The organism is Cupriavidus oxalaticus, assembly GCF_038900635.1.
Classification (GTDB): domain Bacteria; phylum Pseudomonadota; class Gammaproteobacteria; order Burkholderiales; family Burkholderiaceae; genus Cupriavidus; species Cupriavidus oxalaticus_B.
The window spans coordinates 116,371-140,312 of sequence record NZ_JAYMRX010000016.1; the positions used below are offsets into that span (position 1 = coordinate 116,371).

Annotated in this window: 24 protein-coding genes and 1 pseudogene; 10 read left to right on the plus strand and 15 right to left on the minus strand. The window is 66.1% G+C overall.

What is annotated here, in order from left to right; translation table 11 throughout:
- Positions 1-396: 396 nt before the first annotated feature.
- On the minus strand, positions 397-744 hold the full coding sequence (locus tag VSR71_RS23175; RefSeq protein ID WP_342916139.1) for a hypothetical protein: 348 nt from the start codon (positions 742-744) through the stop codon (positions 397-399).
- 300 nt (positions 745-1,044) lie between these two features.
- Between VSR71_RS23175 and VSR71_RS23180 the strand changes: the two genes are divergently transcribed.
- On the plus strand, positions 1,045-1,728 hold the full coding sequence (locus tag VSR71_RS23180) for a heavy metal response regulator transcription factor (RefSeq protein ID WP_342916140.1): 684 nt from the start codon (positions 1,045-1,047) through the stop codon (positions 1,726-1,728).
- The gene (locus tag VSR71_RS23185) at positions 1,725-3,146 is read left to right on the plus strand and encodes a heavy metal sensor histidine kinase (RefSeq protein ID WP_342916141.1); all 1,422 of its coding nucleotides are present in this window, start codon (positions 1,725-1,727) and stop codon (positions 3,144-3,146) included. The genes VSR71_RS23180 and VSR71_RS23185 overlap by 4 nt, the downstream gene beginning before the upstream one ends.
- Before the next feature lie 85 nt (positions 3,147-3,231).
- Here the strand turns inward: VSR71_RS23185 and VSR71_RS23190 are convergent, their stop codons facing one another.
- A complete protein-coding gene (locus VSR71_RS23190; RefSeq protein ID WP_342916142.1) occupies positions 3,232-3,996 on the minus strand; it encodes a DUF4410 domain-containing protein in 765 nt (254 codons plus the stop codon).
- Positions 3,997-4,348: 352 nt separating this feature from the next.
- On the opposite strand from VSR71_RS23190, the gene VSR71_RS23195 reads away from it, so the two are divergent.
- Entirely contained in the window at positions 4,349-5,266 is a 918-nt protein-coding gene (locus VSR71_RS23195; RefSeq protein WP_342916143.1) for a sterol desaturase family protein, read from the plus strand.
- 116 nt (positions 5,267-5,382) lie between these two features.
- Here the strand turns inward: VSR71_RS23195 and VSR71_RS23200 are convergent, their stop codons facing one another.
- From VSR71_RS23200 to VSR71_RS23210, 3 genes are all read right to left on the minus strand, one after another.
- Complete coding sequence (locus VSR71_RS23200; RefSeq protein WP_342916144.1) at positions 5,383-5,898, minus strand: sigma-70 family RNA polymerase sigma factor; 516 nt, start codon at positions 5,896-5,898, stop codon at positions 5,383-5,385.
- A 4-nt stretch (positions 5,899-5,902) separates the two neighbouring features.
- Complete coding sequence (locus VSR71_RS23205; RefSeq protein WP_342916145.1) at positions 5,903-6,127, minus strand: DUF2892 domain-containing protein; 225 nt, start codon at positions 6,125-6,127, stop codon at positions 5,903-5,905.
- Positions 6,128-6,378: 251 nt separating this feature from the next.
- Positions 6,379-7,407 (minus strand): YeiH family protein, encoded by a 1,029-nt coding sequence (locus VSR71_RS23210; protein WP_342916146.1) that lies wholly within the window; start codon positions 7,405-7,407, stop codon positions 6,379-6,381.
- Positions 7,408-7,899: 492 nt separating this feature from the next.
- On the opposite strand from VSR71_RS23210, the gene VSR71_RS23215 reads away from it, so the two are divergent.
- Together VSR71_RS23215 and VSR71_RS23220 are read left to right on the plus strand one after the other, a co-directional pair.
- Positions 7,900-8,577 (plus strand): hypothetical protein, encoded by a 678-nt coding sequence (locus VSR71_RS23215; protein WP_342916147.1) that lies wholly within the window; start codon positions 7,900-7,902, stop codon positions 8,575-8,577.
- Positions 8,578-8,594: 17 nt separating this feature from the next.
- Complete coding sequence (locus VSR71_RS23220; RefSeq protein ID WP_342916148.1) at positions 8,595-9,248, plus strand: hypothetical protein; 654 nt, start codon at positions 8,595-8,597, stop codon at positions 9,246-9,248.
- Positions 9,249-9,318: 70 nt separating this feature from the next.
- Here the strand turns inward: VSR71_RS23220 and VSR71_RS23225 are convergent, their stop codons facing one another.
- The 7 genes and pseudogenes from VSR71_RS23225 to VSR71_RS23255 all read right to left on the minus strand — a co-directional run bounded on the left by VSR71_RS23225 (position 9,319) and on the right by VSR71_RS23255 (position 15,779).
- Positions 9,319-9,867 carry a GNAT family N-acetyltransferase gene (locus VSR71_RS23225; RefSeq protein ID WP_342916149.1) on the minus strand — a complete coding sequence of 183 codons (549 nt, stop codon included), beginning with the start codon at positions 9,865-9,867 and terminating at the stop codon, positions 9,319-9,321.
- A gap of 89 nt (positions 9,868-9,956) precedes the next feature.
- The gene (locus VSR71_RS23230) at positions 9,957-11,153 is read right to left on the minus strand and encodes an acetate/propionate family kinase (protein WP_342916150.1); all 1,197 of its coding nucleotides are present in this window, start codon (positions 11,151-11,153) and stop codon (positions 9,957-9,959) included.
- A 4-nt stretch (positions 11,154-11,157) separates the two neighbouring features.
- A complete protein-coding gene (locus tag VSR71_RS23235) occupies positions 11,158-12,096 on the minus strand; it encodes a phosphate acetyltransferase (RefSeq protein WP_342916151.1) in 939 nt (312 codons plus the stop codon).
- 67 nt (positions 12,097-12,163) lie between these two features.
- A complete protein-coding gene (locus tag VSR71_RS23240; RefSeq protein ID WP_342916152.1) occupies positions 12,164-14,485 on the minus strand; it encodes a DUF3141 domain-containing protein in 2,322 nt (773 codons plus the stop codon).
- Positions 14,486-14,649: 164 nt separating this feature from the next.
- Positions 14,650-15,237, minus strand: a complete 588-nt coding sequence (locus VSR71_RS23245; protein ID WP_342916153.1) for a hypothetical protein — start codon at positions 15,235-15,237, stop codon at positions 14,650-14,652.
- 82 nt (positions 15,238-15,319) lie between these two features.
- A pseudogene (locus VSR71_RS23250) lies at positions 15,320-15,544 on the minus strand (DUF2950 family protein); the annotation flags it as partial.
- 82 nt (positions 15,545-15,626) lie between these two features.
- The gene (locus VSR71_RS23255) at positions 15,627-15,779 is read right to left on the minus strand and encodes a hypothetical protein (protein ID WP_342916154.1); all 153 of its coding nucleotides are present in this window, start codon (positions 15,777-15,779) and stop codon (positions 15,627-15,629) included.
- Between VSR71_RS23255 and VSR71_RS23260 the strand changes: the two genes are divergently transcribed.
- Positions 15,778-16,299, plus strand: coding sequence for a hypothetical protein (locus tag VSR71_RS23260; RefSeq protein ID WP_342916155.1), 522 nt, complete (start codon positions 15,778-15,780; stop codon positions 16,297-16,299). The two genes, VSR71_RS23255 and VSR71_RS23260, sit on opposite strands and share 2 nt — an antisense overlap.
- Before the next feature lie 107 nt (positions 16,300-16,406).
- Here the strand turns inward: VSR71_RS23260 and VSR71_RS23265 are convergent, their stop codons facing one another.
- Entirely contained in the window at positions 16,407-17,090 is a 684-nt protein-coding gene (locus tag VSR71_RS23265) for a nitroreductase (RefSeq protein ID WP_342916185.1), read from the minus strand.
- Between the two features lie 258 nt (positions 17,091-17,348).
- Here VSR71_RS23265 and VSR71_RS23270 point away from each other — a divergent pair, with 258 nt between their 5' ends.
- From VSR71_RS23270 to VSR71_RS23285, 4 genes are read left to right on the plus strand one after another with little or no spacing between them, the layout of a single operon-like run.
- A complete protein-coding gene (locus tag VSR71_RS23270; protein WP_342916156.1) occupies positions 17,349-18,467 on the plus strand; it encodes an iron-containing alcohol dehydrogenase in 1,119 nt (372 codons plus the stop codon).
- Positions 18,461-19,882 (plus strand): amidase, encoded by a 1,422-nt coding sequence (locus tag VSR71_RS23275; protein WP_342916157.1) that lies wholly within the window; start codon positions 18,461-18,463, stop codon positions 19,880-19,882. The genes VSR71_RS23270 and VSR71_RS23275 overlap by 7 nt, the downstream gene beginning before the upstream one ends.
- A gap of 24 nt (positions 19,883-19,906) precedes the next feature.
- Positions 19,907-20,836, plus strand: a complete 930-nt coding sequence (locus VSR71_RS23280) for a tryptophan 2,3-dioxygenase (RefSeq protein ID WP_342916158.1) — start codon at positions 19,907-19,909, stop codon at positions 20,834-20,836.
- A gap of 28 nt (positions 20,837-20,864) precedes the next feature.
- Positions 20,865-21,908 carry a glutathione S-transferase gene (locus VSR71_RS23285; protein ID WP_342916159.1) on the plus strand — a complete coding sequence of 348 codons (1,044 nt, stop codon included), beginning with the start codon at positions 20,865-20,867 and terminating at the stop codon, positions 21,906-21,908.
- Positions 21,909-22,297: 389 nt separating this feature from the next.
- Here VSR71_RS23285 and wrbA read toward each other — a convergent pair whose 3' ends face one another.
- Together wrbA and VSR71_RS23295 are read right to left on the minus strand one after the other, a co-directional pair.
- Positions 22,298-22,924, minus strand: a complete 627-nt coding sequence (gene wrbA / locus VSR71_RS23290) for an NAD(P)H:quinone oxidoreductase (RefSeq protein WP_342916160.1) — start codon at positions 22,922-22,924, stop codon at positions 22,298-22,300.
- Between the two features lie 17 nt (positions 22,925-22,941).
- Entirely contained in the window at positions 22,942-23,892 is a 951-nt protein-coding gene (locus tag VSR71_RS23295; RefSeq protein WP_342916161.1) for a ring-cleaving dioxygenase, read from the minus strand.
- Between the last annotated feature and the right edge of the window lie 50 nt (positions 23,893-23,942).

Genomic DNA, 23,942 nt, shown 5'->3' on the forward strand with positions numbered 1-23,942 from the left:
TTGAGCAAGGGCGATGGGATACTGCTGAGCTGCTGGCTGCGGTCAGGCGGCATATCGCTGCGGGCGCTCTACCGCGTATCGAGAATGTCGAGGGCAAACCATGCGTGACTGCCATTGGCCGGCAGAGATCCTGAACTCCCTCGCAATGCAACAGGCGACTGCGTAGGGGGCGCGTCAAGGGGGAACACTGCGACAAGCAGCACCATCATGCATAAGGCGGCCGCGCGCCGCGTTCTGGCGACAAGAATTCCTGCTGCCCCCGCTAGTTCCGCCACGCCTGTCATTGCAGGCCAGAGGCATGCTGGCCCCTCACCCACTCTGCCGCTCGCGGCAGAGTGGGCGAAACGGCGGCATTGACGAATGCCGCCTGGCAATTCCATCGCTGTGCGCGCGGCCTCAGCCGTTAGAGTCGGCGGGCCGTGCTTCGCTGCGTGCGCCGTCGGTGAACGTGTCGCGCGGCCCAAGCTTGCCGGCGCCATCGCTATACACGTCGAAGCGGCCCTTGGCGGATGCCGCGCTCGCCGCTCCATCGGTGTACGGATCGACCGGGCGCGGTGCAGCCCTGGCCGACAACGAGATGCCTGCGCAGACCATCATCAGCATGGTCGGGATCAGGGCATGCAGCAGCGCACGCCGAGGCGTGCCGCCGCGGCTCCACAGCACCCGCGTCCAGCGCGCACGCGTGCCGCGCATGGCATGGCGGCCTGTGCCGTCGTGGTGGTCGGTTCTCTTGGTTGGGATCATGGAGGGACTCCTGGTTGTTGGTAAATCGGCCCGGCCAGGCACCCATGCAGTCTATGAAGGGCTGCCGACGCCACCCTGACGCGTTGCTGACAATTGCGACAGGCACGACGTGCGCCCGCAGTCTTCGCGGCGGAAAAGTGTCTTTCACTGGCACGAACGATGTCCGCACCCTGCCATGCCTGTGTGGCGGGTGCTGCTGACGTGGCGGCACTGGTTCGGTGCGGAAACCGGCAACTGACAGGATTGACAGGTTCGATCCGGATACTTCTTCTATATTGCTTAGATTCCGAGGAATGGACCATGAAACTCCTGCTGGTCGAAGATGAAATCAAGACCGTCGATTACCTGCGCCGCGGCCTGTCCGAGAACGGCTATGTGGTCGATACGGCTAACAACGGTGTTGACGGACTGCATCTGGCCTGCACCGAGCCCTACGATGCCATCGTGCTGGATGTCATGCTGCCGGTCATGGATGGCGTTTCGCTGCTGAAGTCGTTGCGACGCGAGCAGCTGACGCCAGTGCTGATGCTGACTGCGCGCGATGACCTGGACGATCGCCTCAATGCCTTCGACGCCGGTGCCGACGACTACCTGTCCAAGCCCTTTTCCTTCCTGGAATTGCTGGCGCGGCTCAACGTGCTGACGCGGCGCGGCCGCCAGACCGAGCCTGCGCAGCTGACCGTGGGCGACCTGCGCATCGACCTGCTGTCGCGCCGTGCCACGCGCGGCACGCGCCGTCTCGACCTGAGCGCGCGCGAGTTCACGCTGCTGTCGGTGCTGGCGCGACGGCAAGGGCAAATCGTCTCCAAGACCGCGATCACCGAACTGGTCTGGGACATCAGCTTTGACTGCAACACCAACGTGGTCGAGGTGGCTGTCAAGCGGCTGCGCGCCAAGCTGGACTGGTCCGGCGAGCCCAAGTTGCTGCATACCATCCGCGGCATGGGCTACGTGCTTGAAGTGCGCGACGGCCTGCTGGCATGACCCGGCAACGCTCCATCGCGGTGCGGCTGGCGGCCATGTTTGGCCTGGCCGCGGCGCTGGTTTTCACTGTCACCGGCCTGGTCCTTTACCGCGTACAGTGCCTGGAACTGGAAAAACGCCAGCTTGGGGAGATCCGCGCGCGCTTCGACCTGGCTGGCTCAAAGGCCGCGGGCATGGGCACTGAGCAGCAGTGGGAGCGCTTTGGCGCCATGCTGCGCACCCTGACGCCGGCCGACCATAGCGTGCGCTATGTCGTGGAAAGCGTCGATCCGCGCTTCGGCTTTGGCGAACCCTTCCCGCGCAGCGCCGCATCCACGCCTCGCGCGCCGGATGTGTGGGAGGTCGAGTTCGGCGACAATCGCTTCCTGGTGCTCAAGCGCCGCATCCCCGCGCTGCAGGAGCGCCCCGAGGTAGTGCTGGCAGTGGCGGTAGACCAGGCGGCGTTTTTCGAGACCAGCCGCACGCTGGGGATCTCGCTGGTGGTGTCATCGGTGCTGGGCGTGTTCGCCGTGAGCCTGCTCGGCTGGCGCATCGCGAAGGCGGGCTTGGCGCCGATCGAACGGCTGTCGCACCACGCCAGCGCGCTCGACCCCAAGCGGCTCGAGCGCCTGCCCGATGCCGACCTGCCCGGAGAACTGTGCGGGCTGGTGCATGCCTTCAACGGCGCGCTTGACAAGCTGGAGCGTGCCTACCAGCAGCTGTCTGCGTTCAATGCCGACGTGGCGCATGAACTGCGCACACCGCTGGGCAATGTCATCGGCCAGACCCAGGTGGCGCTGTCGCGCCCGCGCAGCGTCGCGGAGCTGGAAGAGATCCTGCAGTCCAATCTGGAAGACCTGGAGCGCCTGAGCCACATTGTGATCGACATGCTGTTCCTGGCGCAGTCCGACCGCGGCGCGCTGGCGCGCGACCTGGTGGAAGTGTCCGTGGCGCAGGAGGTGCGGCGCAGCGCCGACTTCCTCGACATGCTGTTCGAGGAAGCCGGCGCCACACTGCTCGTAAGCGGCGATGCGAGGGTACGGGTCAATGTGTCGCTGCTGCAGCGCGCGCTGACCAATCTGATGAGCAATGCCCTGCAGCATGGCCGGCCAGGACGGCCGGTGGCGGTTGCAATCGAGCGGGCCGTGGGGACGCTGACCATCTCGATACGCAATGAATCCGACCGCCTGTCCGGCATCCAGCCTGGCCGCCTGTTTGACCGCTTCTATCGCGCCGATGTCGCGCGCAGCGACAGCCGGCTGAACCACGGCCTGGGGCTGGCGATCGTCAAGGCCATCGCCACCATGCACGGCGGCAGCGTGTCCGCGCGTTTGCGGCAGGATACGATCCAGATCTGCATGACGCTGCCGGTCAGTGATTCCGCGTATGAGGCCCCCGCGCCGCCACGGCCGTTTCCGCGCCCTGTCGTGGCCAGATAGCGGCCGGCCAAGAAGAAGGGGCAACGAAGCGAGGAGCCCCCCGACGTTGCCCCGCGTTGCCAGGCGCCAGGCGCACGCCGCGCCGTCACATGGCCGGCCTGGCCGCCATCCAGCCTTCCTCCATGCTCGCCGCGGCCACCTGCTTTGCGATCGAATCGCCCAGTCGCGTGGCATCCGCATAGACGGTGTCGTGCTTCACTTCCGACACGCCGTGCGCACCCGCGCCGGCCGCGGCCGCCACCGCCACATGCCCGGCGACCGCGCCAACGCCGGCGGTCTCGGCTACGCCCGGCATATGGCCGCTGTCGGCATCCGCGACAAAGCTCTGCAGCGGTACCGGCGCGCCATTGGCAGGCTTGTACGAGATCCGGATGCTGGCACCGACCTCGCTCTTGCCGGCACCCAGGCCGATCAGCAGGCGCCGGCGGCTGGTGCCTTCGTCGATCTTGCGGAAGTCGCCCTCGACGATCAGCGCATTGGCGTTGGCCGGTGCCGGTGCATCGGAGCGCACCGCATTGAGGCCCTGCGCGCGCAGCTCGCGCACGATTTCGTTGGCAACCTGCTGGCTTGCCTCGGCGGCGGCTTGCGACTGCGCGGTGGCCGCCGAATCTCCCGTGGCCATCATCCTGACCTTCTGCACCAGGCCACCGTCGAGCTGGACCTGGCCAACATCGGCATTGAAGGTGTGCACGTAGATGACGTCGGCCTGCACCGGCTGCATCAGGCCCACCTGGTTGATGCCGGTGACGCCGGCGCTGGCGCAGCCCGCGGCCAGCATTGCGCCGGTGGCCAGGGCGGCAACGGTCAGGCGCCGGGTCTTGGTGGCAAGGGTCTGGAGAGTGGTACGCATGTCGGGTCCTTCATTGGCACGCAGGTGCCGTCGGTGGTCTGCAAGGGTGTCACCGACAATCTTTGGATCCGGGTCGGGATCCCGAACCATCGGGGAGCATGTGATCGCGTCGGGCTGCTGGTGTCGCTGTGCGTCGCGCCGCGGTGACCAAAGTATCGGAAACGCCGGCGCCGCACGCCAGGCAGCAATTATTTCGTCCGATGTCACGGCTCGTGGGGGCGTCGGGCCATGACATGCGGCGACATTTTTCTCGCATGGCGCCGGCGGCGTCCGCCCACTACATTTGCCTCACCGACGCAGCGACGGACTCCACCGACCGGAAACGCGTCCCACCCAACGCACTGGAATGATCATGCAACACCTCGGAAAGATCGCCCTCTATGCCACGTTCCTTGTCGTGGCGGCCTCGCTGGTCGAGGCCTTTTTCCTGGCCCGCAAGGCGCGCCGGCAAGGCAAGGCCTATCCCTGGCATGAGATGGGGCTGTCGCTGGCCGACATGGCCGGGCGCAAGCTGTTGGCGCTGCTGCCGCTGTCGCTGGCCACCCCGGTGTTCGCCTTTGCCTGGCAGCACCGCATCTTCACGGTCGAGATCAACAGCGCGCTGGCCGTGCTGCTGCTCTTCCTCGGACAAGAGTTCTGCTACTACTGGTACCACCGCGCCTCGCACCGCATCCGCTTCTTCTGGGCAACGCACGCGGTGCACCACTCGCCGAACGAACTGACGCTGGGCACCGCCTATCGCCTGGGCTGGACCGGCAAGATCACCGGCACCGCCATCTTCTTCGCGCCGCTGGTCTGGCTTGGCGTGCGTCCGGAAGTGGTGCTGGCTGTGCTGAGCCTGAACCTGCTGTACCAGTTCTGGCTGCATACCACGTGGATCCCCAAGCTGGGCTGGCTCGAATACGTGTTCAATACCCCGTCGGCGCACCGCGTGCACCATGCCTCGAACGTCGATTACCTGGATGCCAACTATGGCGGTGTGCTGATCGTATTCGACCGCCTGTTCGGCACCTATGTGGAAGAGCGTGAAGACGAGCCCTGCCGCTACGGCCTGGTCCACCCGACCACCACGCACAACCCGATCGTCAACCAGTTCGAGCACTGGGTCGGCCTGGGCAAGGACATGATGAAGTCAGGCAGCCTGCTGAACGCGATCGGCTATCTGTTGATGCCCCCGGGCTGGGCGCCGGACGGCAAGGGTGAAACCACCGAAAGCCTGCGCCGCCAGGCAGCGGCCCAGCGTGCGGTCGCGGTGGCGAGTGCGGAATAACGGCAGGAGGCGCAGTGAGGAAGCGGGCAGCGCAAGCTGCCCGCTTTTTTTGTCGCTTCGCGCTGTATCACATGGCATGGTGCGGAACGAGCGGTCGCCCACCCGCGCAAACGCGCTCATCCCAGCAGGTACTCCCGCGTCAGCTGGCGCGCCCGATGGAGCCGGCTCTTGACGGCAGCGCGAGTTTCGCCCAGCCGGTCCGCGATCTCGCCGATCGTCAGTTCGTTGAGGTCGCGCAGCACAATGATCTCGCGATAGTGGGGCGGCAGCGACTCCAGTGCGGCGGCCACATCAAGGCGCAGGTCGTCGACCGGCTGGCGGGCGAGCCACGCTTCCACCTTCTCGTCGTCCCACGGATCGGCGGACAGGGCATTGCGAGCCATCCGGTGGCACTCGCGCCGGACGATGGCAAACAGCCAGCTGGAGAACGCCGCCACCGCGCGCAGCGAGCCGACCTTGCGTGAAAGGATCAGCAGGCTCTCCTGTATGGCATCGTCCACGTCGGAGATCAGGCAGTTGCGCTGCGCATAGCGCCGGATGTCGGGCTGGCACACTTTCAGCAAGCGCTCGATGGCCGACACATCGCCGGCGCGGGCGGCATCGAGCAACGGTTGATGGCGGCCAACGTCCATGGCGTCAGCGGCGCTGCTGCAGGCGGCGGCCGACCATCGCGCACGCCGGGCAGAAGCCAAAGACGCCAGACAGCCCCAGGCCGCCGGCCGCTGCCACCAGCACCCAGTTCCACGGCGCAGACATCGTGGCCAATCCGCCAATCGCGATGGCCAGTGCCGCGATGATGCGCACGGCGCGCTCCCCGTTTGGCACATTCTTTACATAGAGCGCGGACTTCAGAAACGACATGATGTTCTCCCTGGAATCGAAATCAACGAGGTGAAAGGTTCCTCGCCCCCTAAGAGGCGCCGATTTGCCAAACGGATTCGCGAGAACAAAAAAAAATCTGGTTGCCGACAGGCCGCGCTACCGTGAAGTTAAGAACGCGCCACTTTCCAGCATGCCGGCGCAGTCCGCAGCCTCAGCGAGTCGAATGCGGACGGCAGGAAGGTGCCCGACACTATAAGCGAGTCACGCGGCGCTTTTTTTGCCAACGCAAACTAGGATCGCACCAGCACCAGCATGCCGTAGAACAGCATGGCCAGGAACAGCGTCTCCAGGACCATCAGCGCAACCGGCTTCCAGCCTACGGACAGGATGTCCTTGAGGTGAGTCTTCATGCCGATCGCCACCATGGCCATGACCAGGCACCACTGAGAGGCGAACTGCCCCGCCTTGACCAGTCCCGCGGGCAACCAGCCCGTGCTGTTGACCGCTACCAGCACCGCGAACGCCACGGCGAACCAGGGCAGCAGCGGCGGGCGCGGACCCTTTCCGGCTTCCCCCTGCGCGCGCTGATGCCGCTGCGACAACCACGCGGCCAGCGCGATCACCGGCAGCAGCATGGCCACGCGCATCAGCTTGACCAGCGTGGCCGCATCGCCGGCTTCGTGCGAGATGCTGTAACCGGCTCCCACCACCTGGGCCACGTCATGGATGGTCCCGCCAATAAAGGCTCCGGCCTGCAACGAAGGCAGCGCCAGCAGTTGCGCGATCATCGGGTACACCACCATCGCCATCGTCGACAGCGCGCTGACGGAGATCACCGTGAACAGCGTCGCGCGCTCCTTCAGCGGATGCTGGGGCATGGCAGCCGACAGGGCCAATGCCGCGGAAGCGCCGCAGATTGCCACGGCGCCGCCGGTGAGCAGGCCGAAGAACGTCTGGAATCCCATCAGCCGGGCCAGCACGATGCCGCACAGGATGGTCAGCGCCACCGCCAGTATCACCATGGCAACGGAGTGCCAACCCAGTGCCGCCACCTGCGAGGCCGTAATGCGCAATCCCAGCAGGGCCACACCCAGCCGAAGCACTTGCTTTGCGCTGAAGTCGATGCCTGAAGCGCTGGAGGATTCCCGGGACAGGAAGTTCAGCGCCATCCCCAACAGCAAGGCGAACAGCATCACCGGCGCCTGGTAATGCGCGGCGAGCGACATGGCCGCCACGGTTACCACCGAGCTGATGACCATGCCTGGCAGATAGCCCCGGACGGTGCTCATCCAGCCCGGATTCAGAAATCTTTCGGACATCAATGTCTCTCCAATGCCCGCCCTCATCGCGAACCGGAAAACGCCGGCGGACCCACTCTGCAATTTCCCATCCGACAAGCATGCTGCAGCGATCCGGTTTGCGCCATGCAAAGGATGCCAGCGGCTTTGCATTACATGCCACTGTCACCAATGAGCGGTCCCCGAAGCACGCCGATTCCGGATCGGCAGTGATCGCGCGGTCGTAACGCCGGCGATCGCCATGGCGGCGCGGATGCTGAAGGCGCCGCAGGCTGGCGTATCGTCCGGCGGCAACTGCCGCACGATGCCTCGCTACCAGCGGTGTGGATCTTTGCCTACAGTAAAGGCGGAGGCAGCTGGCCAGTGCCGGCGGCGCCGCCTTCGCCGTCTGGTCGCGCCCCGGGATGCCTGCCCGCCCGGGTTCCGCAGGCTCGAATGCTGTCGCACCCGGCATTGGGGGCGGGGCTTCGCCGCAGACCTTCGCCGTGGGCAGTTGCCGCCGGGTGCAAGCCAGTGTTGACTACTTCCCTCGACCCCCACGCCGCCGAGGTGCGGCCGCGCCTGCTCGATACCGTCGACCGCGTATGCGAGACGTGCTTCGGCCTGTTCATGGCCCTGACCTTCGTGGGCGCGGTATCGGCCGTCGGCGCCCCGGCGGATGCGCCACGCACGATGTTCTACACGGCGCTGGGCTGCAACCTGGCCTGGGGGCTGGCCGACGCCGTGATGTACCTGGTGCGCACGCTGACCGAGCGCGGGCGCAGGCTGTCCCTGGTCAAGGCGGTTCGCAATGCCGGCGACCCGGCCGACGCCATTGCGCGCTTGCGTGACGCGCTTTCGCCGGCATTGCGCACGCTGGTCGACGATGCCGAGCTGGAAGCGATGCGAGGACGCATCGCCCGCAATGCCAGTTTGCCCGCGCGCCTGGCGTTGACTGCACAGGATCTCCTGGCAGCCGCCGGGATCTTCCTGCTGGTAGTGCTTGCCACGTTCCCGGTGGCCCTGCCCTTCATCGTGTTTACGGAAGTCTCAACGGCGCTGCTGGTATCGCGAGTGCTGACCATCCTGATGCTGTTTGGGGCCGGCATCGCACTTGGGCGCCATGCCGGCTTCAGCGGATGGATAGCGGGTGCGGCGATGACGCTGGTCGGCATCGCACTGACCATCGCCATCATCGCGCTCGGAGGCTGACCATGCAGGCCGGGGGGATGGCAGCACGACTGCTCCTACGCTCGCTGGTGCTGGCCACGGCAACCGCGCCGCTGCCGTTGCATGCCGCCGAAGACGCGGTCACGCCCACAACCGCGCCCGCGACCGCGGAGGCGCCGGCGTGGAGCGGCGGGATCTCGGCTTACCTCAATCTGCCGCGCGGCAGCGAAGCCTATGTCACGGGCATCGCCATCGCCAAGCGCGGCGCCTTGCACCTGGAGGCGCGCAGCAACTACGAAGGCATGGATGCGTACTCGTTCTTCGTCGGCTACAACCTCGGCTGGGGAGAGGCCTTGCGGCTGGATTTCACTCCGATCCTTGGAGTGGTCACCGGCAGCACGCACAGCGTCGTGGGCGGGTTCGAGGCCACGCTGAGCGGCCGCTATGCCGATGCCTATGTCGAATTCGAGTACGTGCCGGACGCCGAGCCGTCCGGGTATGCCTATGCGTGGAGCGAGCTGGCCTGGCGTCCCCGTGACTGGCTGCGGCTGGGCCTGGCGGCCCAGCGCACGCGTGTGCCTGACAATGGCCGCAATCTGCAGCGGGGCGTGTTTGCGCAAGTGAAGGGCAAGCACGTCTCCGGCGCGGTCTACTGGTTCAACCCCGCCGCGCACGACCAGATCGCCGTGGTTTCCATCGGGCTGAGCTTCTGAGCCTGGTCCGGGCGCTCCGCGTACGCGTCAGTACGGTCAGATCCGGACGCGCGCGGTTTGCATCGCCCCGCTACCCGCACGCTTGCAGCGCGAGGGTCACCACGCGCAGCGTGGCATCGTCCGGACATGCGACGTCAACAAATCCAAAGCGTCTGGCCAGTCGCCGCATGCCGGTGTTCGACGACAGGACATAGCCTTCCATGCATCGATAGCCGCGGCTCCGGGCGATGTCGATCAGTGTGCCCAGCAGCCGGCTGGCCAGGCCCACCCGATGCCAGTCGTCGGCGACCGTGACCGCAAACTCGCAGGTATCGCTGCCCGGCACCGCGGCGTAGCGGGCACCACCCACAATGGACGAAGCCGTGCCTTCCGTGGCAAGCGCCACCAGCGCAAACTCGCGCTCGACCGCGGGATGCGTCGCGTGTTCGAGCATTGCTTCCGGCAGTTGCTGCATGGCAGCCATGAACCTGGCGTAACGCGCATCGGCCGAAAGCCTGTTGAATGCCGCCAACACCCCGGCCTTGTCGCCTTCGGTGATCTCCCGCACCAGAACTTGCCGTCCATCGCGCAGGGTCACGTTGAACGGCGCCAGGCTTGCCGCTTCAGACTTGTCTTGCATGGCAACGTTGATGTCTGGAAAGAAAACGGGTTGGTTGAATCGACTCCGCGCCGCATTGGAAGCCGGCCAAATCGACCGTGGTCCCGGCTTCACGGTGCGACGATCCGCTCGCGCAACGCCTCCCGGGTATGCCTGGCGATCATCAGTTCCTCGTTGGTGGGGATGACCCAGACCGGGACACGGCCCGAGGCCGGGCTGATGCGCGGTCCGTCGCTGGCGTTCGCTGCGGCATCCACGCTCACGCCGAGCCATGCCGCAAGCTGGCATACGCGCTCGCGGATCGGCGCAGCATGCTCGCCGATGCCCGCGGTGAAGACCAGCGCGTCCAGCCCCTGCGCGGCGGCGGCCAGCGAGCCAAGCTCGCGCGCGATGCGGTATGTGTATAACTCGACGGCAAAGCGGGCCTGCGCATCGTCGCTGCCGAGCAGCGCGCGCATGTCGCTCGACACGCCTGAGACGCCCAGCAGGCCGGATTTGCGGTAGATCAGGTCCTCGATCGCGTGGGCATCCATGCCGAGTTCGCTGATCAGGTACAGGATCACGCCCGGGTCGAGGCTGCCGCACCGGGTTCCCATCGGCAGGCCGTCCACCGCGGTAAAGCCCATGGTGCTGGCCACGCTGCGCCCCGCGACCAGCGCGCACATGCTGCTGCCGTTGCCGAGGTGTGCCACCACCGTGCGGCCCGCGGCCGCGCCCGCATCGACGCTCGGCAGGACGCTGGCGATGTACTCGTAGGACAGCCCGTGGAAACCGTAGCGCCTGACGCCTCGCGCGGTAATCTCCGCCGGCAACGCAAATGCCTGCGCCACTTCCGGCTGCGCGCGGTGGAAGGCGGTATCGAAACAGGCGACCTGCGGCAGTTCCGGACGCCGCTCGGCGAGGATGCGGATCGGCTTGAGGTTGTGGGGCTGGTGCAAGGGGGCGAGCGGGCAAAGCGTGTCCAGCTCGGCCAGCAGCGCATCGGTCACCCTTGCCGGCTGGGTGAAGCGTACTCCGCCATGCACCACCCGGTGCCCCACCGCGCCCAGCGTATGCCCTTCACCGTGGCCGCGCAGGAAGTCCGCCAGGAAGGCGATGGCACCCTCGTGTCCGAGTTCGGTGCCTGCGTCCCACCGCCTGGCCTCGATCTCGGCCCCCGCCGCGTCGGTGGCGCGGAATGCCGGCGCCGTATAGAGGCCTTCGAGGCTGCCGCGCAAGACTAGTCTCAGTGTATCGTCATGGGTATCGTAGGCACAGTATTTGATGCTCGACGAACCCGCATTCAGGACCAGGATCAGTTCGGCCATGGCATCACCCCGCCACCTGGCCGGATTCGCGGCGTGCCCTCGCCACCAGCGCGGCCACCGCGCATGACGCCAGCCGGGTCGTGACGGAGTCGGCGCGGCTGGTCAGGATGATGGGCACCCGCGCGCCCAGCACGATGCCCGCGGCGTCGGCGCCGGCAAGGAAGGTCAGGCTCTTGGCAAGCATGTTGCCAGCGTCAAGATCCGGCACCAGCAGGACATTGGCGCGCCCGGCCACCGGTGAATCGATTTTCTTGATCCGCGCGGCATCCAGGTTGATGGCGTTGTCCAGCGCAAGCGGCCCGTCGACGACCGCGCCGGTGATCTGGTGGCGGTCGACCATCTTGCACAACGCGGCGGCATCCAGCGTGGATGGCACCTTGGGGTTGACCGTTTCCATCGCCGAAAGAATCGCCACGCGCACCTCCTCGACCCGCAAGGCATGGGCCAGGTCGATCGCGTTCTGCAGGATGTCGGCCTTTTCGGCCAGGGTCGGGGCGATGTTGACGGCGGCGTCGGTGACGATCAGGGCGTCCTCATGCCCGGGCACGTCCATCACAAAGCAGTGGCTGATGCGCCGGGCGGTGCGCAACCCGCTGTCCCCCTTGACCACGGCGCCCATCAGCTCGTCGGTATGCAGGCTGCCCTTCATCAGCGCCTCGGCCTTGCTCTCGCGCACCAGTTGCACCGCGGCGGCCGCCGCCGCGTGGCTGTGCGCGGCATCGACAATCGGGTATTCGCGAATGTCGATGCCGGCTTCACGGGCAGCGTCCTCGATGCGCGAACGCGGCCCGACCAGGATCGGCGCGATCAGGCCCAGCCGGGCGGCCTCCACGGCGCCTTCCAGCGAAGAGCGGTCGCATGGATGCGCGACCGCGGTCGGCGTGGGTGGCATGGTCTTGCAGTAGTCAATCAGACGCTGGTACTTCTCATGCTTGGCGTTCACGGTTTGCTCCTGCGTCAGGTTCATCGGTGTCGGCCGGCAGCAACGGCATGCGCCCGCCGACGGCCCGCTACGATGCGCGGGTAAGCGGCACGGCCGCGCCGCGCGCGCGTTCCGGCCTGGCGCCCAGCACCGTGCGGATCCGCTCCAGCATCGCCTCCTGCTCGACGGTGGGCGTGGTGCCAAGCACGCGATCATCGGTACGCAGCTTCTCCGCCAGCGCCTGCAGCCGCTGGCGGTCGGCCTGATGCCTGAGCAAGGCCGGCAGCGTCGCGAGCGCCTCGTCGGGCGCGTAGCGCGTGATCAGTTCCTGCCGGCCGCGAACCTTGCGCCAGGCGTCCGGCTCCAGTTCCGGCAACAGGTCCGCATAGTCCGTGGCCAGCTCCTTGCGCAACTCCAGCCTGGACAGCGGCAGCGGCTCGCCCTTGCGGCTCAGCAGGCAGGCCAGCCGGGCGATGGCTTCGGCGTACCCGCCTTGCCCGGCCGCGGCCAGCGCCGCCTTGACTTCCGGCAGCTCGCGCGGGTCGGTCGCCGCCGGCGTGCCCGCATGCGCGGCAGGCTCGCCCTTGGGCTGGAACGGGAACAGGTTGGCGTACACGTTGAAGAAGGTGTACTCGGTCATCGCATCGCGCACGGCCCGATATGCGTCCAGTCCGGCGCTGAGCACTTCCGCGCCCGCCTGTTCCTGCCGGCGCAGCGGATGATCCGGCTCCAGCGCTTGCCGGTTGGCCTTGACCGCGTCGGCGGCGGGCTTCAGCCAGGCCATCCACGGATTCAGGTCCGAGAACAACCAGTTCTGCATGCGCAGCGGATGGAATTCGCGCAGCACCCGCGCTGTCATCTCGTTGGACACCGCCTGGACGTAAGGCTGCGCAAACAGCTCGTAGGCTCGCTGCGTGAAGTCCGACAGGTTGGCGACGGTCTGGAATGGCCGCTCGTCAACGCGCTCGAAGCGGTTAAGCCTGCCGGCGATGTCCTCGAGCGTATGCTCCTCGAAATCGACCTCGTACTCCACGCCATCGCTGCCCTTGCGCTCGTGGATGACCATGCCGTAGAGCCCCGGCGGCAGCAGCTCGATACTCTTGAGCACCGAGACGATCTGGGCGTGCTCCTTCTGCGCGACCTTGCCGGAGACAAAGATGCCGAGATGGCCGACACTGCGATGCATCATGCCGACGATCACCTGGCCGCGAGTCTTGATTTCCTCGGTACTGCCGTAGATGTCCACCACCCAGTTGAATGCCTGCTGCGGCGGCGTGATGTTGTCGCCCATCGAGGCAAACAGCACGATCGGCGAGCGGATCTCGCGCAGGTCGAACGCCTTGCCGCCGGCATTCCGGACGTCACCGCTCCATAGCTTGTTGCCGACGAACAGATTGCGCGTGATCCATTCGATCTCCTCGCGGTTCATCAGGTAGTAGCCGCCCCACCAGCGTTCGAACTCCAGAAAGCGCGGCGGCTCGGTATCGGCCTTCCGGTACAGGTTGTAGTACTTGTCCCAGAGACTGTTGGCGGGATTCAGGTTCTCGAAATTCTGGACCAGCCAGGCGCCATCAAACTTGCCGTTGCCCAGGTCCGCCGTGAACGAGGCCAGCCAGGTGCCGCCAAGGAGCCCGCCGGAATAGCGCATCGGGTTGTCGCCTTCGCCCTCGCTCCAGGCACCGCTCCAGTACGACATCGGCGCGCCGTTGATCACGATCGGCCCGGAGTCGTCTGGATCCGAGGCGCCCAGCATCATCGCGGCCCAGCCGCCCTGGCAATTGCCGATGATGGCAGGCTTGGGGCTGTGCGGATGCAGCGCACGCACCTTCCTGATGAACTGCTGCTCGGCCTCGCACACGTCCAGCAGGGTCTGTCCCGGCTCGGGATCGCGGAAAAAGATGACGAAATACACGGGATGGCCGGCACGCATTGCCACGCCGACCTGCGAGTCGTCCTTGAATCCGCCGATGCCCGGCCCATGGCCGGCGCGCGGATCAATGATGACGTAGGGCCGGCGGCTGTCATCGATCGTCACGCCCTCGGGCGCCGTGATCTTCAGCAGCGCATAGTTGACAGGCCGCTCGAAGTGGCGCCCGTCCATGATCGTTTCGTAGCCAAAATGCAGGACCGGCTTGAGCCCCTGCATGGTGTTCTCGACAAAGTGGTTGCCCCGTTGCCTGAGCGTGTCCCAGAACAGGATGGCGCGCTGCATGCTGTCGATGGCATAGGCATAGCTGCTCATCGGATCCATGTCGGCCATCGGCGTGGACGGTCCGGTACCCGGGGCTCCTACGGCCTGCTGCAGGCGGCCGCCATAGGCCTCCTGCGCGTTCTTCAGGCGCTTTTGCAGCACCATGCCGGTCTTGAGGCCGACTTCACGTGCGTGAACCAATTGCTTTGCTGCATCCATGCCGTTCTCCACTGGAAACTCTGTCACAGGGAAGCCAGGGAGCGGGTCGGCTCATCACGGCGATACCGTATTGACCACGCCCCCGGCCGCGGACGCCAGGAAAGAAGCCCGCCCGGGTGGCGGGCCTGGCACGTCCTGGAATGATTCCGGGCTGCTTTCCGGGCCTACTTGCCGGCGGCCGGCTGCACGGACACGGCAATGGCCTCGGTATAAACCGCTTCTACCCGATCGCCCTTCTTGATCTCCTTGAGACGTTCCGGATCCTCGACCATGAGATCCACGGTGCGTCCCTTCGGCCCCTTCAGGGTGACGGTCTTGGCGCTGGTGTTGACCGCGACAACGTCGGCGGTGACGGTCACCTCGCGCCCGACTGTGCCGCCTGGCTTTGCTCCGGGCGCCGCACGGTCCCCAATCTCGCGCTCGTTCATGGCAAGCGGCCCCTTGCCCTTCTTGAGGCTCACGGTCAGGGCCTCCTTGTATTCGATGGTGACCGTATCGCCGACCTTGAGCTGTTCAAAGTTCCTCGCCTCCGGCCCAACCACGAGGTCCTTGGTCTTGCCGTCGGCGGATTGCAGCGAGACCGTCCGCGTCGGCGCATCGATCTTGACGATCTTGGCAGTGAGCTTCGCCGTGCCGGTCGCGGTCGCCTGTCCTGGCGACTGCGTGACATCCACGCGGGTTTCGGGTTGCGCCCACACAGCAGCGGAAGCCGCGACCATCACCGCCGCAGCCAGTAGTGTTGTTCGTTTCATGCTGTATCCCCTCTGATCAGACTTGCCTTGCGCCCATTCGGGCTTCTGTGCCGCCCCTTGCTTCAGTTGAAGCGCTGTCTCGCTACGAGGGCGGAGATCTTGTGACTTTTCCATAACTTGCCTTGGAGACGCCTGGCAAGTTGCACTTGCCGCGTGACATGGCGTCACTGTCCGGATCGCGATCGCGATCGAAGGCGTGGCCGACGCGGCTGACCATGAAATGACTCCTGATGCGGGTATCCGAGGAATGGAGCGGCGAGGCGATCACGGCAAAGCCGCCGAAGCGCTTGCCGTTCACGGCATGGTCGTGCTGGCAGCTGGTTCCACGATGGGTGCGACCGGTGCCCGGCGTTCAGCCCTCTGCATGCGTGTCGCTCCGAACTCTAGCTTCAGTCGTGGTCGCAACAGAACTGAATCTTTTCGGAAGACGAGATGAGAAAAATTTCTTTCGCGGACGGCCGGATGAATGACCATTCATCGCTGCGTGCGCTATGCTGAACTGGCGCGGCGCATGCCGCGCCGCCTCCCAGGAGAACGATCATGCGTTATCGCCTCTCTGCCTGCGTGGCCGCCGTGGTGGCGAGCCTGGTGCTGGGCGCCTGCGCCACCCTTCGGCCCCTCGAAACGGCGCAAGGCATGATCGGCGCTCCGCAGAATGCCGTGCGCGATACCTTCGGCACTCCCACGGAGACCTACCAGCTCGCCGACGGCACCACCCGGTGGATCTATTCGAAGCAGCCGCTCGGGTTCGAGGTCTATGCGGCAGACTTCGACGCGAACGGCAAGCTGACAAGGTTCCGGCAGATGCTCACCGAGAAAGAAATCTACGAAGCGCGCCCGGGGGTCTGGACCAAGCAGGATGTTGCCGAGCGCTTCGGCCATCCGCGCGAGCCCATCCAGTTCTATCCGCTGATGAAGCGGGAAGCCTGGTCCTACCGGCTCTACGCAGGCGCCTACATGCCCGCACATTTCAGCGCCTATTTCGACGAACGCGGCGTTCTCGACCGGACCATGATCATCCTCGACGCGATCGGCGGCGACGCGCGCGACAGCAGCAAGTAGGCCGGCCGTCTGCTGGCCGCCTTCCCGCAGGCTGACGGCGTCGCATCCCGCTCGCCAATGACAATGGCGCCGGGCAGGCCAGGGCGCGGCCTGTCCGGCTCCGCATGTCAGCCATCGACGAACGAAACGAACTCGTCCAGTTCCAGCTTGCAAAGCTCCATGTTGTTTTCCGGCATGCTGTTGTCCGCATAGCCGAGTGACATTCCGGCCACGATCATGTCCCCGTCGGGAATGGCCAGGCTTTCACGAAGCACCGGGGATTGCAGCGACCAGATCTGCTGCGGGCAGGTGTCCAGCCCGCGCGCGCGCGCGGCCAGCATGAGGTTCTGCAGGAAGCAGCCGTAGCAGATGAAGCTGGCCCACTCCAGGCGCCGGTCCATGGTGAAGATCAGTCCCACTGGCGCATCGAAGAACCGGAACTGCCGCTCGACGTCGCGCCGGCGCCCGGCGATATCGCTCCTGTGCACGCCCTGCGCATCGCCCAGCATCCCTCGGAACGTGTTGAAGCGCGACAGGAATGGCGCCGGCAATTCCGCTGGAAAGAACGGGTAATCGGGCGCCAGTCCCTGAGGATCGGCGCGATACGCCTCGACCGCCGCTTCCGCAATCGTCTCGCGCGCCTTTCCGGTCAGCACATAGCAGCGCCAGGGCTGCGTGTTGCTCGAACTCGGCGCGTATTTCGCGACCGACAGGATGTCCCTGACAGTCTCGATCGGCACCGGCTGGTCAAGGAAGCCGCGCTTGCTGTGGCGTCCGCGGATCAGCGCTTCTGTTACCTGGATTGCCTCCATCTTCATGTCTCCGTTCTAGTGGTTGGGGTCGCTACGGTGGAAAAGATCATAGACACGCCCCCTGCCTTGTGAAGATGGCAATGCTTGAAAGCTTCGTTCGGAAGCGGCGAACGACCGGCGCTCGTCCGCACAGGCCCGGCGTCCAGATTTCTGGACGCTTCGTTCGCAAATCCCGCGCGCACGCGCTGGCGCGATTCGCCTATCGTCCTACTCGGGATCGGAGACCCGATCGCATACGAAAACATGGGGAGACGTGGAATGAACCAGTTGAAATGCCTGCCACAGGAAGAGATTGTCTGGGGACACGACGTGCTGAAAACCGTCGCGGCCTCCATGGGGAACTACGGCATCCGCCGTCCGATCACGTTCACCGTCGAATTCCTTGAGGCATTGAACCGCGAGCACCTGCAGCCCGCCATCGGCGACGGCGTGGGCACCTTCACCGGCCTGCCGCCGCATGTGCCCGATTTCGCCGTGCGCGACGGGCTGCGTGCCTGCATCGAGGCCGATGCGGGGTCGATCATCGCGCTCGGCGGCGGCTCCGTGCTCGACGCCGCCAAGGCAGTCTCGTACCAGCATTTCCAGCAGACCGGCCGCTACCTGCCGATTGCGGCGATTCCGACGACACTGTCGGGGTCGGAGTTCTCCCACTACTTCGGCGTGACGGAAACGGGCGGCCCGCAGAAGTTCAAGCGCAGTCATGCCGTGCGGGAAACGACTCCCAGGCTGGTGGTGCTCGATCCCCGGATGATCGTCGACACGCCCCGCATGCTGCTGCTGAGTTCGGCCATCAAGGGGATCGACCATGCGGTGGAAGGCATGCGCCGGGTCGATGTGGATCACCCTCACGCCATCCTTGCCGCCAGGGGCGTGGAGCGCTTCCTTGCCGTGCTGGAGAAGTGGCCGCGCAAGCTCGAGACGCGCGAGGCCATCGCGGGCGGCCTCGTGTCGGCCGACGACCTGCTGCGGCTTCAACTCGCCGCGTGGCAGTGCTACTTCTATCCCGCTTCGGTCATCTACGGCCTGAGCCATCGCATCGGGCACATCCTCGGCGGGACCTTCGGGGTACCGCACAGCATGACATCGTGCATTGCGCTGGCGCCCGTCATCCGCGCCTGCGCCGGTGCCTACGGCCGCAAGCTCGAAATATTCTCCACGGACCGTGGCAGCCGCGCGCCCGCCGCGTTCCTCGCCGACCGCATCGAGGCAGCCGTGGACGCACTGCAATTGCCCAGCCGGCTCGCCGATCTCGATTTCGACCGGGCAAAGCTTCCCGAGATGGCTGCCCTGCTCAGGCAGAACTATCCGTCCGAGGTCGCCGACCTTGGCGACGATGCCGGCACCAAGCTGGATGCACTGCTGGAGAGCCTGTGGTAACGAACGACCAGCCATCCGGCAGCTTCCCGCATCCCGCGGGCCTGCGCCACGCGCTCCAAGCCCTCGCCAGCCGGCAGATCAGCGCGACAGGCCTGACCGAAGAGGCGCTGCGCCGCGCGCAAGCCAGCAGGCAATCGGTCAACGCGTTCGCCGCCATCGACCGGGAGCGCGCCCTGAAGGCCGCCGCGGAAAGCGACCGCCGCTACGGCGAGGGCAGCCAGCGTCCGCTGGAAGGGCTGCCTATCGCCATCAAGGACCTGATCGACACCAGGGGCATCGAAACACTGTACGGATCGGCCGCCTACCGCGGCAATGTTCCCGCTGCCGATGCCGACATCGTGAAGGCATTGACGGGATGCGGCGCCATCGTCATCGGCAAGACCACCACCCACGAATTTGCGTGGGGCGTGACGACCGCCAGCCCGAGCTTCGGCGACACCCTGAATCCCCTCGACCATTCCCGCATTCCCGGCGGCTCCAGCGGCGGCGCTGCGGCGGCGATCGCCGATGGCGCGGTCATGGCGGGCGTGGGCACCGATACCGGCGGCTCGGTCCGGATTCCGGCCGCGCTCTGCGGTGTCGTCGGCTTCAAGCCGACGCTGGGCACACTCTCCACGCGCGGCGTGTTTCCGCTGGCACCCACCTGCGACCATGTCGGCCTGCTTGGCGGACAGGTCGATGACGTGCTGGTGCTGGCCGATGCCGTTGGCATCGGCATCCCGCGAAGCGATGCAAGTCCTTCCGCTCGCCTCGGCATCATCCGACACATCGCGCCGGTTCCGCCGAGTCCGGAGATCGCCCGCGCCTTCGATGATGCCGTGGAGCGGCTGGCACAGCGATTCGCCTGCGTGGACCTCGGCAGCACTGGCCGCTCCGATGTCATGTTCGATGCCATGTTCGATGCCATCTTCGATGCCTTCGCGGCCATCGTCCTCATCGAGGGCGGAATCGAGCATTTCCGCCGCCACGACTGGGATCGCATCGCCACGCAATACAACCCCGAAACGGTCGACAGGCTCAGGCGCGCACAAGCCATGGACCTGCACGCCTATGCGGCCGCCCAGCAGGCCAGGCGGCTTTTCACGGCCCGGCTGCATGAAGTGATGTCGACGCTCGACTACCTCGTGCTGCCGACCTGCCCCTGCACCGCCCCGCCCCGCGATGCCGGCACTGTCGACATCGGGAACTGGACCGGCACCGTCCGCCAGGCCCTGATGACCTATACCGCGCCGTTCAACGTCGCGGGATTTCCCGCCATCTCGATTCCCCTGCCGTCCCGCGACGGCGGCCTTCCGTCTGCCTTGCAGATCGTCGCCAGGCCCGGCGGCGACGGCGCGCTGCTGCAGGTCGCGCAGCAGATGGAGTCGATGCTGGGGACCGTCTCCGACCGCCTCCACCGCACCAGACTTGCCTGACCACACCACCACGAGGAGACCAAAATGAACGATATCGTCAAGCCCGTCAAACCCGCCTCCGCGGCGCCGGCCGGAACGCCTGCCGGAACGCCGGCCGGGCATACGCCATACAGTGACTGGCTGCAGACAGACGTGCTCCACTCGCTGCAGCGCCCCGTCAGCGATCATCCCGGCGAGCATGCCTGGATCGTGTCGGCGCAGGTGTCCGAGCTCTACTGGATGCTGATCATCAAGGAGATGCAGGCCGCGCAGGTGCAATTGCGTGCCGATGACCTGCCCGGTGCCTGCCGGACGCTGCGGCGCGTCGTCGCGCACCACGAGCCGCTCAATGCCACGTGGCGCTCCATCGCCTGGATGACGCCGGTCGACCTGCTGGCGATCCTGTCCTGCGTTGGCCCGAAGTTTGGCAAGGACACCGCGCTCCAGGGCTGGACCTACCGGCAGATGGTCTACCTGCTCGGCATCAAGCAGGAAGAGCACCTGCAGCACTTCCTGCCGCAGCCCCAGCGCTGGGAACAGCTCAGCAAGGCGCTGGCGGAGCCGAGCCTGTATGACGACGTGCTCGCCCACCTGAGCCGCAAGGGCTTCGCCGTGCCGGCGGTGGCGCTCGACCGCGATTTCAGTGCGCCCTACACGCCGGACAAGGCGGTCGAGAACGTCTGGCGCGACGTCTACGCCGACCCGGACCAGCACCGCGAACTGCAGCAGCTCGGCGAGACGCTGGCCGATATCGCGGAGGGATTCGCCGCATGGAAGCACCTGCACCTGATGGCGACGCGCCGGACCTTCGGCGCCAGGCCGGCCTACTTCGGCACCGAGGGCATTGCCTGGCTCCTGCCGACCATGAACGAGATCCCGTTCCCGGAACTCTGGTCCGCGCGCGGCTTCATCGGCGATGCGCCCGCGGTGTGTCCGCACGCCCGCGGACAGGGAAACGCCCGGGCTGCGGAGTGACGTGATCAACCATGAGCCGGGAGAACCCATGCACAACTTGCTGAGAAACCTGGCAGCCGGCGCCCGCGCTGCCATCGCCGATCCTGCGCGGATCACCACGGTGGGAACCGATGCCAACCCGCGCTTCGAGCTGTTCCACGCCGCGAGTTCGCTGTGCTCGCAGAAGGTCCGCACGGTGCTGTTCGAGAAGCAGTTGCCGTACCGATCGAACGATATGCAGATCCTGAGTTCGATGGGCCCGGACGGCGTCATTCCCGCCGAGCACTATCACCCGCCCTATGTGCGCCTGCGGCTGAAGGCCGGACTGGAAATCGGGCGGGAATTCGTCAGCGGCTATAGCGGGCGCCCTTCCGTGGAGACCGACGGCTTCGATCCGTGCGCGGTGCCGTTGCTGGTCGACTACGAAGCCTCCCGGGTGATTGCGGATTCCCGGCGCATCTGCTGCTATCTCGACACGGTATCGCACGCACCCATCCAGCTCTTGCCGGACGATTCGCTGGCGCGTACGGAGGTGATGCGCCAGGTGCGCATCATCGACCAGATGCCGAACGGCGCGCTGCTGTATGGCTCCCATCCCGACGCCGACCGGCGGCCCGAGGCGCTCAGGACGGTCATGGAAACCATCTACGACCACAAGATCGCGGCGCTCGAGGCCATGCTCGCCGACAATGCCGGGGACGCCGAACTCGTTGCCGCCTATCGCGCCAAGATCGCGAAGGAACGCGGCGGCCGGGCGCTGCGCCGCGATGCCCCCTTCCAGCGCGCGGCCCGGGATCAGGTCGAAGTCGCGCTGAAGGAGCTGGACCACACGCTGGAATCCGCACCGGCTCCGTATCTCGCGGGACACGCGTTCTCCCTTGGCGACGTGCTGTGGGGTGTCAACCTGGTGCGGCTGGCGTACCTGGGTCTTGCGCCGATGTGGGACGAGCTGCCCAACGTTGCCCGCTACGTCGACGCGCTGGTCAGGCGGCCTTCGCTGTGCAAGGAGGCGGTCCGCGCCACGATCGACTCGTTGCCGCCATCGCGCGGGATGGATGCCATGGAAGGCGGCATGGGGGCGGCGCCGGCCTGAGCTGTTGCCATCGCGCCTTCGGCCTGTGCCGGTGCGGGAAATTGGGGCGGAGACTGCTGGTCTACGCCCCAGATTGCTGACAAAGCTGGCGTATCACATTGTTTGCTCCCCTCTCCCGCTTGCGGGAGAGGGGTTGGGGGAGAGGGTAAGCGCGTGCCAAGCACGGCGACGCCTCACTGCGTGGATACTCCTGCCCTCTCCCCCGCCCCTCTCCCATAAATGGGAGAGGGGAGACAACATTCGCTGCTGACAAAGCTGGCGTACCAGATTGTTTGCTCCCCTCTCCCATAAATGGGAGAGGGGAGACAACATAGGCAGCCTTGGCTTTGTCAGCAGCTTCGGGCGGAGACTGCGAGTCTCCGCCTTTTCTTGCCATCAGGCTTCTGCTTTCAGACTGCCACAGGCTCCGGCTGGACGTGCAAGGCACGGGCGACAGTCGTCACCCTGCGCCCCTGGAACCGTGCAACTTCCAGGTGGTCGTCGTCGGGCTTCACGGCGTCACGTTGCGAGACGTGGGTCGCGCCGTACGGGGTGCCGGCCTTGAACATCGCCGCGTCGGCATAACCCAGCGGCACGATGATCAGGCCCAGGTGCGCCATGGGCGTGTAGGCCGCCAGCAGCGTGGCCTCATTGCCGCCGTGGCGCGAGGATGTCGAGCCGAACACCGAGCCCACCTTGCCGTTGAGCTTGCCCGCGAACCAGAGGCCGCCGAGCCCGTCGATAAACGACTTGAGTTCGGCCGAGATCGTCCCGAACCGCGTCGGCGTGCCGAACACGATGGCGTCGGCCCACTCGGCATCGGCTTCGGTCGGCGCCTCGTATTTCGCGTTCATCTCCGTGGCGTTCTCGAGCCAGCCCGGCGCCTGCCGCATGACGTCGGGGCCAACGAACTCCCGTACGCGCCGAACGCGCAGTTCGGCACCAGCCTCGAGGGCGCCCTCGGCGACGGCCTTGGCCAGCATCTCGGTGGAGCTGTTCCGTGAATAGAAAACGATCAGTACTCTTGGCTTGCGCATATCGATCCCTTGTAACGTCATGCAGAAATGGGCTCGAGCCGGCCCAGCAGTTCATCCTTGCGATCCGCCAGCCAGGGCGGAAGCTGGAACTCCTCGCCGAAATGGCCGGGCGCTTCGTCGATCGCGAAGCCGATGTCGGTGGTCGTGGCCTCGAACATCACGCCGCCGGGCATCTTGAAGTACATCGAGCGGAAGTAGTTGCGGTGCACGGATTCCGACGTATCGATGTAGCCCATGGCAAACAGCTTCTCCTTCAGTACCGCCTGCTGTTCGACGTTGTCCACCGCGAAGGCCACATGGTGGATGGTGCCTTCGCCGTAGATCGACGAGCCCTGGTGCCGGTCCGGCTCATGCTGGAACTCGACGATCGTGCCCGGGCCGCCGGTGTACGTCTCGAAGCGGTAGTAGGGCCCCGCCTGGCCAACGTTGCGGAAGCCGATCGCTTCGCTCATGAAGCGGATCGATTCGGCGACATCGCGCAGCGACAGCGTGATGCTGTGTACGCCACGGATGGCGTGGACTTCGGGGATATCGCTGGCCACGCAAGCCGGGCGCGGGTCGAGGTCCGTTTCGACGAGATCGAACTCGATGCCGCACGGATGCTGGAAGCGCTGGCGGCGCTCGCCGAAGCGCTCGACGATCTCGCTGTCATACGGCACGTTCATGGCATCGAAGCGGCTGCGCCAGAATTCGAGCGAGCCCGTGGGCACCGAGTAATTGATGACCCGCACCTGGCCCGATCCCTGACGCGCCATGACCCCCCGCTGGCGGAACGGGAACGACGTCACCAGGGTCCCCGGATCGCCATTCGCGTTGCCGTAGTAAAGGTGGTAGATGGGATCTTCGCCGTCGAGAAGCACGGTCTTCTTCACGAGGCTCTGGCCGAGCAGCTTGACGTAGAAGTCCACGTCTTCCTGCGCGTGCCGCACGCCGGCGGTCAGGTGATGGAATCCCTTGAGCATTGACATTGTCCTCTCCATTTTGAAATAGGCATGTAGAAACAGCGCAGAGCCGCTCC